We start from the raw sequence: 13,854 nt of genomic DNA, 5'->3' as shown, positions 1-13,854 counted from the left end.
TGGGCTGAGGTTCCCGTGCGGCTCTGCGTGGGCTGGTCTCGGCCGGCTCAGGTGGCCGGGTCGTCGTGCGGTGGTGCGGGGTCCGGGAGAGGCGGGCGGTCGGCCGGGGTGTCCGGCGCGGACTCCGGTGCTGTCGAGGCCGCCCGCAGGGCCGCCCAGCGGGAGGCGCGGGAGAGGTCGTCGTGCTGCCAGGTCCCCGGGAACGGGTCGTCGTCGGGAGGGGCCGGGAGTACGTCGTACAGCTCGTCGTCGGGCAGCTCGGGGGCGAGAGGGGCGAGTGCCGGGTGGCCGGGTACCGGGTGGAGGGGGTCCTCGGCCGGGTTCGCTGAGGCATCCTTGGCCGGCGTTCCGGATGTGTCGGTCGCGCAGCCTTGCCCCGTGGCAGTCGAGGAGGCCTTCGCGGCGGCCTTGGCCGCCTTCTTCGCCGCCCTCTTCGCTTCCTTCTCGGCCGCCTTGCGGGCCTTCGTCGCGGCTCTGCCCGTGAGCTCCGCCGCCTGCGCCGGGATCGTCGTCCGCCGGTGCAGGCGTCGCAGTCGCCAGGCCCGTACGGTCAGTGCCACGGGCAGGCCGATCACCATGATCCATAGCGCCGTCGCCGCCCCGGTCTGCCACGCGAGCGGGCCGAAGCGGGACAGCGCGGCCGCGCCCATCGGGCCGCCGGCCAGCTCGGCGAGCAGGGCGAGGAGCGCCGCGCACACCAAGGCGGCGAGCACCAGCACGGCGGAGGTCCGCCCCGCCGACCAGGGCGCCGGGGTGTTCGCCGACTTCGCCGACTCAGCCGACGCGGCCGGCTCCCCTGGCTTCCCGGACTGCCCCTGTTTCGCCCGCCTCCATCGCCTTCCCGGCTCCTTCCGCCCCACCGCCCCCCGCGCCACGAACCACCCCACCGTCACCCCGGCCGCCACCGGCACCAGGGCGGCCGCCCAGTTGAGCGGGGTTCCGGTGCCCGCGTCCGGTACGGCGGCGAGCAGCGGGAACGGGGGCAGGAGCGGGGCGGGGTGGGAGGCGAGGGGGTGGACCAGGTGCCCGGCGCCGAGGGCGAATCCCGGGCCGAGGGCGTAGGACGCCGACCACACCGCCGCGTTGGGGATCAGCGCGGCGCCGAGGAGCAGGACCGTGAACCGCCCGCTCCAGCCCTCCGTCAGCTGCAGGAAGGAGGCCCGGGCGGCATCTCCGTGCCACACCAGGGACAGCCCGAGCAGCAGCGCCCCGCCCCCGAACAGCACCGCCACCCCGGCCCCTGCGGCCCGTACGACCGTACCGAGCCGCGCCCGCGCGTCCGTCCCGCCGACCAGCCGCCGCACCGGCCCCGGCAGCACACGCAGCAACGGCTCGCGCGGGCGGCCGTACGCGGACCAGACCCCGGCGCCCGCAGCCCCCGCCGCGACGAGCGGCAGACACGCCGTCACCCATCCCCACTCGGCCCGCAGTTCGCCGCCGGAGGAGTACAGCGCGACGGCGGCGCCGACGCCGAGGTAGCCGAGGACGACGCCCGTCCAGGCCGTACAGGCGCCGACCGGTGGCGGGCCGTCGGGTTCGACGGGGGCGTCCGTCGCGTCCCGTGCCGCCCGGTACAGCAGCCACACCGGCAGCGCGAGCAGCAACAGCGGGGTCACGCCCACGGGCTGCGGGGCGCCGGAGAGCGTGTCGGTGCGGACGAGTTCGACGCCGTGCGCGAGCAGCCACAGCGCGGTGGCGATGTGCAGCGCGCCGCCCGGACCGCTGTCCGGGTACGGCGAACTGACCCACAGCACCATCACGAGCGCGGCGAACGAGCCGAGTCCGAGCCCGGCCGCGAGCGCGCCGCCCATCAGGCTCGCGGCGAGCCCGGGCGAACGGTCGCGCATCCGGGTCCGCAGGGGCGACGGCGGTGAGCGGCGAGCGGTCAGCTGGATCACGGTCGCCATGCTCCCAACGACACGCGCTTTCCCGTCGTAACGGGCGAACCCCCGATGTGTCGCCCAATATATGCTTATGTACTTTTTCTTCCGGAAGGGTGAACCGTGACGCAGAGCACCGCCAGTCTGCTGCCACCTCCGAAGGAACGCCGACGCCTGCGCGAGTCCCGGTCGCTGACGCGGGCTCAGCTCGCCGCGCGGCTCGGCGTCGGGCGTGCGACGGTACGTGCGTGGGAGCGAGGGAGAAGCGCCCCGAGCGGTCCACAGGGCGACGCGTACGTCCGCCTGCTCGCCGCGCTCGCGCAGCCGCCGATGGGTCAGGAGGCGGTGGAACGGGAGCGGGTGGGACACGGTCAGGGGCAGGGGCACGAGCAGGGGCAGGGGCAAGGGCTGGGACTGGCGGCCGAGGGGAGTCTGGAGAAGCGTTCGCCCACGTCGGCGACGCCGCCCGGGCTGCCCTCCCTGACGCCCGATCAGGCCTTCGACGCGCTGTACGCGTTCTGCGCCCCCGCCCTGGTACGCCAGGCCTATCTCCTCACCGGGCGGCGCGAGCTGGCCCGGGAGGCGGTGGAGCGGGCGTTCCAACTGGCCTGGCAGCGCTGGCCCGAGGTGGCCCGGGACCGGGACCCGGCGGGGTGGGTGCGGGCGATGGCGTACGAGTACGCGCTCTCGCCGTGGCACCGCTTCCGCCCGCGCTACCGCTCCCCCGAGCCGCCCCCCGCCGACCCCGCCGACCGCGCCCTGCTGAACGCGCTGCTCAAGCTGCCGCCGTCGTACCGGCGCACGCTCGTGCTGTACGACGGCGTCGGGCTCGACCTGCCGGAGACGGCGGCGGAGACGGAGGCGAGCACGCCGGCCGCCGCCGGGCGGCTGACCCGGGCGCGGGAGGTGGTGGCCGCGCACGTCCCGGAACTGGCCGATCCCGCCGCGCTGCACCGGCGGCTGGCCGAGCTGGCCTCCACGGAGCGGCTGCGCGCGGCCAAGCCGACGGCCGTGCGGACGGTGGGTGAGCGCCGGAACGTGTTCTGGACGCGGGCGGCCATCGCGTTCACCGTCACGATCATCGGGGCGACGACGCTGACGCTGCGGACGGCGCCGACGCACTACGAACCGCCGATCGCCCCGGCCCAGGCCGTCCAGGGAGTCCCCCCGCCTCCCGCCATGGGCCCGCTGTCCCCGGAGGAGCTGGCACTGCGTGCGAAGTTGAGGGAAGCGGCTGCGAGCGGCCCGGAACGGATCGAACCTACGCCGCGCTGAGGTTCTTCGCCGCCGTGGGGGTGCGGGGCCGTCTCCGGGTGCGGGCACGCCGTGGCCGGTCGCGCGGTTCCCCGCGCCCCTGGGAAGCCAGGGCCCCGTGAGCGGATACGCCGGTAGGCCCGCCCCCGGCGGAGGGGGCGGGCCTACTTACGGTCGAGCCGAGTTGCTCAGGCGCTCAGGATCTCCCGGGCGAGCTTCGCCGTCTCGGTCGGGGTCTTGCCGACCTTGACGCCGGCGGCCTCGAGGGCCTCCTTCTTGGCCTGGGCGGTGCCGGAGGAGCCGGAGACGATGGCGCCGGCGTGGCCCATGGTCTTGCCCTCGGGCGCGGTGAAGCCCGCGACGTAACCGACGACCGGCTTGGTCACGTTCTCCTTGATGAACGCGGCCGCGCGCTCCTCGGCGTCGCCACCGATCTCACCGATCATCACGATCAGATCGGTGTCGGGGTCGTCCTGGAACGCGGCCAGGGCGTCGATGTGCGTGGTGCCGATGATCGGGTCGCCACCGATGCCGACGGCGGTCGAGAAGCCGATGTCACGCAGCTCGTACATCATCTGGTACGTCAGCGTGCCGGACTTCGAGACCAGGCCGATGCGGCCCGGCTTCGTGATGTCGCCCGGGATGATGCCGACGTTCGACTGACCCGGGGTGATGATGCCGGGGCAGTTCGGGCCGATGATGCGGGTCTTGTTGCCCTTCTTGCCGGCGTACGCCCAGAACGCGGCCGTGTCGTGCACGGCGATGCCCTCGGTGATCACGACGGCCAGCGGGATCTCGGCGTCGATGGCCTCGACGACCGCGTCCTTGGTGAACTTCTCCGGCACGAAGATGACGGAGACGTTGGCGCCGGTGGCCTCGATGGCCTCCTTGACGGTGCCGAAGACCGGTACCTCGGTGCCGTCGAAGTCGACCTTCTGACCCGCCTTGCGCGGGTTCACGCCGCCCACGACGTTGGTGCCGTCACCGAGCATGAGCTTGGTGTGCTTCATGCCCGTGGCGCCGGTCATGCCCTGGACGATGACCTTGCTGTCCTTGTTGAGCCAGATAGCCATGGTGTGTTGTGTCCTCGTCCTGAGTGCTTACTTGGCGGCGTGGGCCAGCTCGGCGGCCTTGTCGGCCGCGCCGTCCATGGTGTCGACGCGCTGCACCAGCGGGTGGTTGGCGTCGGTGAGGATCTGTCGGCCCAGCTCGGCGTTGTTGCCGTCGAGGCGGACGACGAGCGGCTTGGTGACGTTCTCGCCGCGGTCCTCCAGGAGCTTCAGGGCCTGGACGATGCCGTTGGCGACCTCGTCGCAGGCGGTGATGCCACCGAACACGTTGACGAACACGGACTTGACGTCCGGGTCGCCGAGGATGATCTCCAGGCCGTTCGCCATGACCTGGGCGGAGGCGCCACCGCCGATGTCCAGGAAGTTGGCGGGCTTGACGTTGCCGTGGTTCTCACCGGCGTACGCGACGACGTCCAGGGTGCTCATGACGAGACCCGCGCCGTTGCCGATGATGCCGACCTCACCGTCGAGCTTGACGTAGTTGAGGTTCTTCTCCTTGGCGGCGGCCTCGAGCGGGTTGGCCGCGGCCTTGTCGTGCAGCTCGTCCCACTCGTGGCGGAACTCGGCGTTGTCGTCGAGCGACACCTTGCCGTCGAGGGCGATGACCTCGCCGGAGGCGACCTTCGCGAGCGGGTTGACCTCGACGAGGAGGGCGTCCGACTTGATGAAGGTGTCCCACAGCTTGACGAGGACGTTCACGACCTTGTCCGCGACCTCGGCCGGGAACTTGGCGGCCTCGACGATCTCGCGGGCCTTGGCCTCGTCCACGCCGTCGATCGGGTCGATCGGGGTCTTGGCGACGGCCTCCGGACGGGTGGCCGCCACCTCCTCGATCTCCATGCCGCCCTCGACGGAGGCGATGGAGAGGAAGGTGCGGTTGGCACGGTCGAGGAGGAAGGAGACGTAGTACTCCTCGAGGATCTCCGGGGCGGTCTCGGCGATCATCACCTTGTGGACCGTGTGGCCCTTGATGTCCATGCCGAGGATGTCCGTCGCGCGGGCGACGGCCTCGTCCGCGGAGGCGGCCAGCTTCACGCCACCGGCCTTGCCGCGACCACCGACCTTCACCTGAGCCTTGACGACAGACTTGCCGCCCAGACGCTCGGTGATCTCGCGCGCCGCCTCAGGCGTGTCGATGACTTCACCGGCCAGCACCGGTACATCGTGCTTGGCGAAGAGGTCCCTCGCCTGGTACTCGAACAGGTCCACGCGCTTCCGTCCCTATCAGTGATCTCGCGGTTCGTTGGATGCGTGGGCGTGCCGCGAAGGGCAACGTGACGTCCGCTGTCACTAGGGAAGCGCACACGGTGTCCGAGCGCGCGGCATGTCCGTCTCGCAGGTTATCGCCGCTTGCGTGGGCTCCCTAAATCGAGGGTCACACACGAGCGGTGATACCTGTCACATGATGCCTGGATTTCTGGCACAGCGTGCCGCGATCAGGGGTATGTGCGAGGCCTCACCGAGCTGGGGTTGACCCGGTGAGGCCTCTGGGGCGGCCCCGGAAGCCCGGGGCCGGAGCGGTTGATCCCCACCCCAATGGGGACCACCCGCCCGTCCGCGGGGAACCGGCCGGACGGTCCGACGGCTTTCGGCCGTCCGGGCCCGGCGGCCCCGCGGATGCGTGGGGGCACTCAACCCTGGTAGCTGATGCCCTGCTGCGCGTCGTGCACGCCGTACTGGTGCTGGTACTGGTGGGCCGAATCCTGGGCCTGGTGGCTGAGCTGCTGGGCGTAGCCCGGGGTGACGGACCCGGCCAGGCCCTCGGCACCGTCGACGGCGTGCCCGGCCAGCGGGCCGCCGGCGCCCTGGACGGTTCCGGTGAGGTCCCGCGCGAACGGGGCGGCCTGCTCGGTCAGTGGCGCGGTCGCCCCGACGACCCCGCCCGCGTAGGGACCTGCCTGGCCCGCCACTCCGTACGCCAGCCCGGTCGCGCCACCGGCGACACCGTCCACGACCGGACGCACGGTCCCGGTGACCGTGTCCACGACCGGTTGCACCGCGCCGGTCACTCCGGCGGCGAACGGCGGCACCTGCGCGGCCACCTCCTCCGCGAAGGCACCGGTCTGCCCGGTCACCCCGTGCGCGAGCGGCGGGACCGCGCCCACGACACCGCCCGCGAAGGGCCGTACATCGCCGGCCACGCCGTACCCGAGCGCCCCCGCGTCGGCGACCGCCTGCCCGGCGACCGGTGCGACCCCGTGCACCGCCGTCCCGGCGACCGGCGGCAGCACGGCCTCCGTGGTGTCGTACGCGACCTGCCCGACCAGGCCGGTGGCGTACGGCGGCACGTCCGCGACCACTCCGCCGGCGACACCGTGCACATCGCCGATGGCACCGGAGGCCGTGCCGTGCACGTCGGCGACCGCGCCGCCCGCGACCCCGTGCACCTGGCCCACGGCGCCCGTGGCCACGCCGCGGAGGCCGGCCGCGGCACCCATGACGGTCCCGTGCGCGTCGGCCACCGCGCCGCCCGCGGTCCCCTGTACGCCGCCCTCGACGCCCATGGTGACCCCATGCAGGTCGGCCACGGCGTCCGCCGCGAGGGCGCGCACGTGGGCCACGGCGTCCCCGGCGGTCTGCCGCACGCCCGCGACCGCGCCGGTGGCGGTGCCCTGCGCGCTCGTCACTGCGCCCGTGGCGGTGGCGTGGACGCCCCCGACCGCATACCCGGCGGTGGGCAGGACGCCCGCGACCGTGTCCGTGACGGTCCCCTGGGCACCCGTCGCCGCGGCGGAGGCGGTGCCGTGCGCGCCCGCGACGGCATGCCCGGCGGTGGGGGCCGCGTTCGCGACGGTGTGGTCGGCGACCGGCAGGACACCGGAGACGGCGGCGGAGGCCAGCGGCGGGACCGCGGCGTCCGCCGTCTCCCGCACGACGGGCGTGACCGTGCCCGGAACGGCGTGCACGGTGCCGACGACGCGCTGCGCGGCGCCGCCCGCCGTGCCGGTGACGTGCGCGGGCACCGAGGCGACGGAGGCCTCGGCCGCGCCGGCCGCCTGCGCCGCCGCGCCCTGGACACCCGCGGCCTGGGCCGCCGCTCCGGCGGTCCGGCCCTGCGCCCCGGCGACGGTCTGCCGGGCCGTCGTCCGTACGGCACCCTGGACGCCCGCGGCCCGCATGCGGGCGGCCGCCTGGGTGGCCTGGAGCTTGGTCTGGGCGGCGGCCAGGGCCTCCTCGACCTCGGGGGCGAAGGTGGAGAGGGGGCCGAAGAGGTAGTCGATCTCGTCCTGCGGGGACGGGGCGGAGACGTGGGGGGAGACGTGAGTGGGGTGGCGGTGGAGGAGGCCGTGGTCGGAGACGGCGTGGGAGAGGTGGCCGGCGGCCGTGTCGGTGGCCTGCCGGACCTGTGTCTGTGCGGTGCGGGCCGCGCGGGCGCCGGTGATGGCCTCGGCGCCCCTGATCTTCGCGGCGGCTGGCACCGTGCCGTCGACGCCGTCGACGTATCGGCGGTGCTGGTCGGCGAGGGTGCCCGCGGTGCCGGACGCCTTCTGCTGCGCCTGCTGCACCGTGCCGGCCGTGCCGGCGGTGCCCGAGACGGTCGAACCGGCCGTGCCGGTCACGCCGGACACGGTGTCGTGGACGTCGGTGAGGACGCCGTCGACGGTGCCGGTCACGGTGCCCGTGAGGGAGGTGCTGCCGGGGTCGGTGTCCGGTACGGAGACGATCGGGGTGGCCGGCTCACTGGCGCTGGCCACGGTCGAACCGAGCGCCCAGGCGCCGGTGACTCCGGCGGCGATCACGATCGAGCGGCGGATGTTCTTGTTCATGCGTGCGTCAAGTCCTTCGGAAACGTCTTCGGAAACGGCTGGGGATTCCGTCCGGGAAGCGCCGGAGGGCCATCGGAGTGGCGGGGCGGCCGGACGGGCGGGCAGACCTGTTACGCCCCCGCGCGACAGGTCCGTGGCGGGGAGGTCGGCCGTGCTGCCTAGCCGGGGAAGACGGGGATGTCCCGGTGCCGTTCCCGGGTGTGCGGCGCGTCGGCGCGCGCGGCGGCGCCGGGCACGAGCCGCAGCGGCGCCCGGTCGGCGGGGGTGACGGCCTGCGCGTCACCGTGGCGGAACGACATGCCGTCGGCGGCCTGCTTGCCGAGCACGCCGTCCGGGTCTCCGGTGGGCGCGGGCACGGGGTGGCCGGGGGCGGCGGGGACGCCGGCGCGATGGGCGGGCGCGTGCGCCGGGCTCGACGCCTGGGGCGCGGCGGGTCCGTACGGCGCGGCCGAGACGGGTGCGGCCGCGGGAGCCGTGCGGGCCTGGGCGCGGGCGTCCGGGTGGGTGCCGTGGCCCGGGGCCGACGGCGCGTGTGCCGCGTCGCCGCCGTGCCGCTGCGGCAGGGGCTCGGAGACGTCCGGCGTCGGCAGCACCGGCACGGTCGGCTCGGACACCTCGGGGAGGCTCGGCAGCCGCAGCTCGGGCTCACCCGACGGGGCCGCCGCCTTCGCCTGGACCTCGTCGAGGGTACGGGTCGCCGTGTTCACCACGGTCCGTACGGGAGTGACGACGCGCTCGGCGACGGCTCGAACGGGGGTGACGACGTGTTCGGTCGCAGTGCGTACGGAGTCGCTCGGGTGTCCGGTCTCCGACAGCGCCGCGGTGACGGGCGTCGCCGGTACCACGGGTGCCGCCCGTGCCACGGGTGCCACCGGTGTCCCCTCGGCCGCGTGTGCCTGCTCCCCGCAGAGGAAGCCGAGCAGGAACAATGCGCCCACCAGCAGGACCAGTTGCAGCGCACGACGACCGGCCGCCGTACGCAACACGCGCACGGTGGTACCGAAAAGGGTGGCTGGCAAGGTCAAGAGGAGATGGATCCTCCCGTGCGGCGGAACAGCGACAGGGCACGACGCGGGCGGCGTCGATCCTCGCACGGCACGCCCGAGGTTGCGCAAGTCCCCTGTTACCGATGGGTAGTCATGTCCCTTTTCCCGTCCGGTGTCACGCGGTGTCCGGTATCGGCAACGGTCGCTTCTCGATCGCCGCCGCCATCACCTCCGGAAACAGGTCCGGCGTGCAGGCGAACGCGGGTGCCCCGAGCGCGGCGAGCGCGGCCGCGTGCTCCCGGTCGTAGGCGGGCGCTCCCTCGTCCGACAGCGCGAGGAGCGCCACGAACTGCACCCCGGACGCCTTCATCGCCGCGACCCGCTTGAGCATCTCGTTGCGTATGCCGCCCTCGTAGAGGTCGCTGATCAGCACGACCACCGTCTCGGCGGGCCGGGTGATCTGCGACTGGCAGTAGGCCAGCGCCCGGTTGATGTCGGTGCCGCCGCCGAGCTGGGTACCGAAGAGCACGTCGACGGGGTCGTCCAGCTGGTCGGTGAGGTCGACGACCGCCGTGTCGAAGACGACCAGCCGGGTGCTGATCGACCGCATGGAGGCGAGCACCGCCCCGAACACGGACGCGTAGACCACGGACGCCGCCATCGACCCGGACTGGTCGATACAGAGGACGACCTCCTTCTTCACGGACTGGGCGGCCCGCCCGTATCCGATGAGCCGCTCCGGCACGATCGTGCGGTACTCGGGCAGGTAGTGCTTGAGGTTGGCCGCGATGGTGCGGTTCCAGTCGATGTCGTGGTGGCGCGGCCGGCTGATGCGGGCGCTGCGGTCCAGGGCGCCGGTGAGGGTGGCCCGGGTGCGGGTCGCGAGCCGCTTCTCCAGGTCCTCGACCACCTTGCGCACGACCGCCCGTGCCGTCTCCTTCGTCGTCTCCGGCATCGCCTTGTTGAGCGAGAGCAGCGTGCCGACCAGGTGCACGTCGGCCTCGACCGCCTCCAGCATCTCCGGCTCCAGCAACAGCGAGGACAGCCCGAGCCGGTCGATGGCGTCGCGCTGCATGACCTGGACGACGGAGGAGGGGAAGTAGGTGCGGATGTCCCCGAGCCAGCGCGCCACGGAGGGCGCCGACGCGCCGAGCCCCGCCGAACGGTCCCGGCCCGTCTGCCCCTTGTCCGCCTTGCCGTACAGCGCGGCCAGCGTCCCGTCCATCGCCACGTCCCTGCCGGACAGCGCGCATCCGGTGCCGTCGGCCTGGTCCCCGCCGAGCACGAGCCGCCAGCGCCGCAGCCGCTCGCTCGCCGGGTCGCCCGCCATCGTCTTCGCCGTCATGTGCCCACCCCCACAAGGCTGTTGTCGTCGGCCGGTGTCTGATCCGCCGGGTCCCCGTCCAGCCCGAGGAGCAGGCGCAGCACCGGCAGTACCGCGTCGGCGCGTTCGGTGTCCGGCTCCGCCGCGAAGCCTGGCGGGCCGACCGGTCGGCCCGCCGGGCCGGCGCCGGTGCCCGGTCCGCGTCGCACCAGTTCGCCGAGGGTTCTGCGCACCCCGGGCTCGTACGCCGAGAAGGTGCGCCGCAGCAGCGGCAGTACGTCCGTGAACGCCTCCGCGGGCACTCCGGTCAGCCAGGCGTCGACCAGTCCGAGCAGCCGCTCGTCGTGCACGAGCAGCATGCCGCCCCCGCCGCCGACGAAGCCCTCGATCCAGGCGGCCGCGTCGGCGGGCGGCGTCCCCGGTGACAGCACCAGGCCCATCAGCCGCGCCGCCTCCTCGGGCCCCAGCTCGCCGTCGTCCAGCAGCAGCCGCACCGCCCGCCCCCGTACGACACCCGGCACTGTGTCCCGCAGGGCCAGGGTCCGCAGCACCGAGCGCCAGCGGGCGCGCAGGTCTCCGTGCGCGTCGGCCGAGGCGCCGGTCAGGGTCTCGGCCAGGAGGCCCACGGCGCCGTGCACGGCGTCCACATGGCCGCGCATCTCCTCCGCCGCGTCCGCGTCCAGCGCGGCGCAGGCCGGCGGCAGTCCGACGAAGACCCGCTCGGCGAGGCCCGCCGCGACACCGGCCAGGGCGCCGGTGTCGGTGCCGCGCACATCGCCGTAGCGCAGGGAGCGGACCAGGGCGGGCAGGGCCTGGGCGAGGTGGCCGACGTCCGTGTCGAGGGCCGCCCGGTCGGCGAGCGCCCGCATCACCGCGGGCAGCGCGTCCGGCAGCCCGGCGAGCAGGCACAGCTCGGCGAGCGCGGTGATGTCGGCGAGGGCGCGTGCCGCGGTCGCGTCCGCCTCGGCCTTGGCCGTCGCCGCGGCGAGCACGGTCGTCCCCCACACCCCGGCCTCGGCGACCCGCACCGACAACTCCGGCTCCCAGCGCAGCCGCCAGGTCTCCCGGAACGTACCCGTGCTCTCCCGCGACCGGCCGGCCTCGCCCCAGCCGACGCCGAGCAGCCGCAGCCGGTGCAGCAGCCTGCTGCGGCCGGCGTCGGTGTCCTTGCGCAGGTCCAGCTCCAGCTCGCGCTCCAGCGCCTCCGGCTTGAGCCGCAGCCCGCGCTGCTCCCGGGCCAGGTCGCGCTGCAACGGCACCGCCGGCGCCGCCTCGGGCACCTCCCCCAGCACGTCCCCGACCACCAGCCGGTCGTACACCAGCGACAGCGGCACGTCCGAGCCCTCGCACATCACCGCGCGCACGGCGTCGGTGGTCTCGCTCAGGCCGGGCAGCGGGCGGCCGCGCATCGCCGCGAGGGTCCCGGCCAGCCGCACCGCCTCGATGACGTGCGCGGAGGACACGATCCGGTCCTCCTCGCGCAGCAGCCCCGCCACCTTGGTCAGCCACCGCTCGACCGGCCGGTCCGGCACCCGGAACAGATGCGCGTACCAGCCCGGCGAGTCGATCCCCGCCCCGTATCCGCTGGAGCGGGCCAGCCTGCGGTGCGTCCAGGGCACCCAGGTCAGGTCGGCCTTGGCCTTGGGCAGCCCCTTCAGCAGGGCCCGGTCCGCCGTGACGGTCGTCCTCTCCCGCAGCGCGGGCACGTGCCACGCCCCGCACACCACGGCCACCTCGTCCCCGAACTCCTTGCGCGCGGCGCGCATCTGGAGCCGCATGTGGGCCTCGCGGACCAGGTCGCGCGGGCGCCCGCCGACGCCGTACCGCTCCCGCAGCGCCCCCATGGCCTCCTCCAGCGCGGCGAACGGCGCGAAGGGGTCCCGCCGCCCCGGTCCCCGGTGCTCGACGACGTCCTCCCACCAGCGCTCTGGGTCGTCGTACCCGGCGGCCTCGGCGAGCACGGCGAGCGGGTCGACCCGCGCATCGTGCCCCGGATCGGGGCGATCCTCGGCAGAGGTGTCCCCGTCCGCAGAGGTGTCCCCGTCCGCGCCCCTGTCTGACGGTGGGCGCACCTCGGCCTCCCACGCCAGCGTGTGCGTGGCCGGCAGGTCGATGAAGCGGGCCGGGACGTCGTGCTCCAGGGCCCATCGGATCGCCACCCACTCGGGGCTGAACTCGGCCAGCGGCCAGAAGGCCGAGCGGCCGGGCTCGTCCACCGCGTGCGCGAGCAGGGCGACCGGGGGCCGCAGGCCGGGATCGGCGGCGAGCGGGATCAGCGGGTCGGCCTCGGGCGGCCCCTCGATCAGTACGACGGCGGGCCGGGCGGCGTCCAGGGCCGCTCGCACCGCGCGCGCGGAGCCGGGGCCGTGGTGCCGGACGCCGAGGAGCAGCGGTCCGGAGGCGTAGGCCCTGGCCCGCAAGGGCCTGTCGTGGTCGCTCACACGCTCACCTCGCGGCAGGCTCGGTAGAAGTCCGTCCAGCCGTCGCGCTCACGGACGACGGTCTCCAGGTACTCCTGCCAGATGACGCGGTCGGCCGCCGGGTCGCGGACGACGGCGCCGAGGATGCCGGCGGCGACGTCACCGGCGCGCAGCACTCCGTCGCCGAAGTGGGCGGCCAGGGCGAGGCCGTTGGTGACGACGGAGATCGCCTCGGCGGTGGACAGGGTGCCGCTCGGCGACTTCAGCTTCGTGCGGCCGTCGGCGGTGATCCCGTCGCGCAGCTCGCGGAAGACGGTGACGACCCGGCGGATCTCGTCCATGCCGTCGGGCGCGGCCGGCAGGTCCAGGGAGCGGCCGATCTGCTCGACGCGGCGCGTGACGATGTCGACCTCGGCGTCGGGGCTCTCCGGCAGCGGCAGCACCACGGTGTTGAAGCGGCGGCGCAGCGCGCTGGAGAGGTCGTTGACCCCGCGGTCGCGGTCGTTGGCGGTGGCGATGAGGTTGAAGCCGCGCACGGCCTGCACCTCCTGGCCCAGCTCCGGGATCGGCAGGGTCTTCTCGGAGAGGATCGTGATCAGCGTGTCCTGGACGTCGGCCGGGATTCTGGTCAGTTCCTCCACGCGGGCGGTCATGCCCTCGGCCATGGCGCGCATGACGGGGCTGGGCACGAGGGCGTCGCGGCTGGGGCCGTGCGCGAGCAGCTGCGCGTAGTTCCAGCCGTAGCGGATGGCCTCCTCCGGGGTGCCGGCGGTGCCCTGCACCAGCAGGGTCGAGTCGCCGCTGACGGCGGCCGCGAGGTGCTCGGACACCCAGGTCTTGGCCGTGCCGGGCACGCCGAGCAGGAGCAGGGCGCGGTCGGTGGCGAGGGTGGTGACGGCGACCTCGACGATGCGGCGCGGGCCCACGTACTTGGGTGAGATCACCGTGCCGTCCGGCAGCGTGCCGCCGAGCAGGTACGTCGCCACCGCCCAAGGCGACAGCTTCCAGCGGGCCGGGCGCGGCCGGTCGTCCTGGGCGGCGAGCGCGGCGAGTTCGGCCGCGAAGGCGTGCTCGGCGTGCGGTCGCAACGCCTGCGGCGCCTGGCTCGGGTTCGGTTCGGCGGTCGTCGGTTCCACGGACACAGTCATGGCTG

At 74.4% G+C, this 13,854-nt stretch carries 9 protein-coding genes; 1 reads left to right on the top strand and 8 read right to left on the bottom strand.

What is annotated here, in order from left to right; translation table 11 throughout:
• Positions 1-47 precede the first annotated feature (47 nt).
• Entirely contained in the window at positions 48-1,907 is a 1,860-nt protein-coding gene (locus ABZ865_RS12060) for a DUF6350 family protein (protein ID WP_361227805.1), read from the bottom strand.
• Positions 1,908-2,003: 96 nt separating this feature from the next.
• Here ABZ865_RS12060 and ABZ865_RS12055 point away from each other — a divergent pair, with 96 nt between their 5' ends.
• Positions 2,004-3,155, top strand: coding sequence for a helix-turn-helix domain-containing protein (locus tag ABZ865_RS12055; protein ID WP_361227802.1), 1,152 nt, complete (start codon positions 2,004-2,006; stop codon positions 3,153-3,155).
• 167 nt (positions 3,156-3,322) lie between these two features.
• On the opposite strand, the gene sucD is transcribed toward ABZ865_RS12055, so the two are convergent.
• The 7 genes from sucD to ABZ865_RS12020 all read right to left on the bottom strand — a co-directional run bounded on the left by sucD (position 3,323) and on the right by ABZ865_RS12020 (position 13,849).
• Positions 3,323-4,207 carry a succinate--CoA ligase subunit alpha gene (sucD, locus tag ABZ865_RS12050; RefSeq protein WP_361227799.1) on the bottom strand — a complete coding sequence of 295 codons (885 nt, stop codon included), beginning with the start codon at positions 4,205-4,207 and terminating at the stop codon, positions 3,323-3,325.
• Between the two features lie 27 nt (positions 4,208-4,234).
• Positions 4,235-5,413: an ADP-forming succinate--CoA ligase subunit beta gene (sucC, locus tag ABZ865_RS12045; protein ID WP_361227796.1), complete on the bottom strand. Its 1,179-nt coding sequence runs from the start codon at positions 5,411-5,413 to the stop codon at positions 4,235-4,237.
• A gap of 422 nt (positions 5,414-5,835) precedes the next feature.
• A complete protein-coding gene (locus tag ABZ865_RS12040; RefSeq protein WP_361227793.1) occupies positions 5,836-7,971 on the bottom strand; it encodes a hypothetical protein in 2,136 nt (711 codons plus the stop codon).
• A gap of 158 nt (positions 7,972-8,129) precedes the next feature.
• Entirely contained in the window at positions 8,130-8,990 is an 861-nt protein-coding gene (locus tag ABZ865_RS12035; protein ID WP_361227790.1) for a hypothetical protein, read from the bottom strand.
• 142 nt (positions 8,991-9,132) lie between these two features.
• Positions 9,133-10,302, bottom strand: a complete 1,170-nt coding sequence (locus ABZ865_RS12030) for a VWA domain-containing protein (RefSeq protein ID WP_361227787.1) — start codon at positions 10,300-10,302, stop codon at positions 9,133-9,135.
• A complete protein-coding gene (locus tag ABZ865_RS12025) occupies positions 10,299-12,722 on the bottom strand; it encodes a DUF5682 family protein (protein WP_361227785.1) in 2,424 nt (807 codons plus the stop codon). The genes ABZ865_RS12030 and ABZ865_RS12025 overlap by 4 nt, the downstream gene beginning before the upstream one ends.
• Entirely contained in the window at positions 12,719-13,849 is a 1,131-nt protein-coding gene (locus tag ABZ865_RS12020) for an AAA family ATPase (RefSeq protein WP_361227782.1), read from the bottom strand. The genes ABZ865_RS12025 and ABZ865_RS12020 overlap by 4 nt, the downstream gene beginning before the upstream one ends.
• Positions 13,850-13,854: the final 5 nt, after the last annotated feature.

The organism is Streptomyces sp. NPDC047085 (genome assembly GCF_040643735.1).
GTDB lineage: Bacteria > Actinomycetota > Actinomycetes > Streptomycetales > Streptomycetaceae > Streptomyces.
Note: the sequence above shows the minus strand (reverse complement) of the source record. Positions and strands in the feature narration are given on the sequence as shown.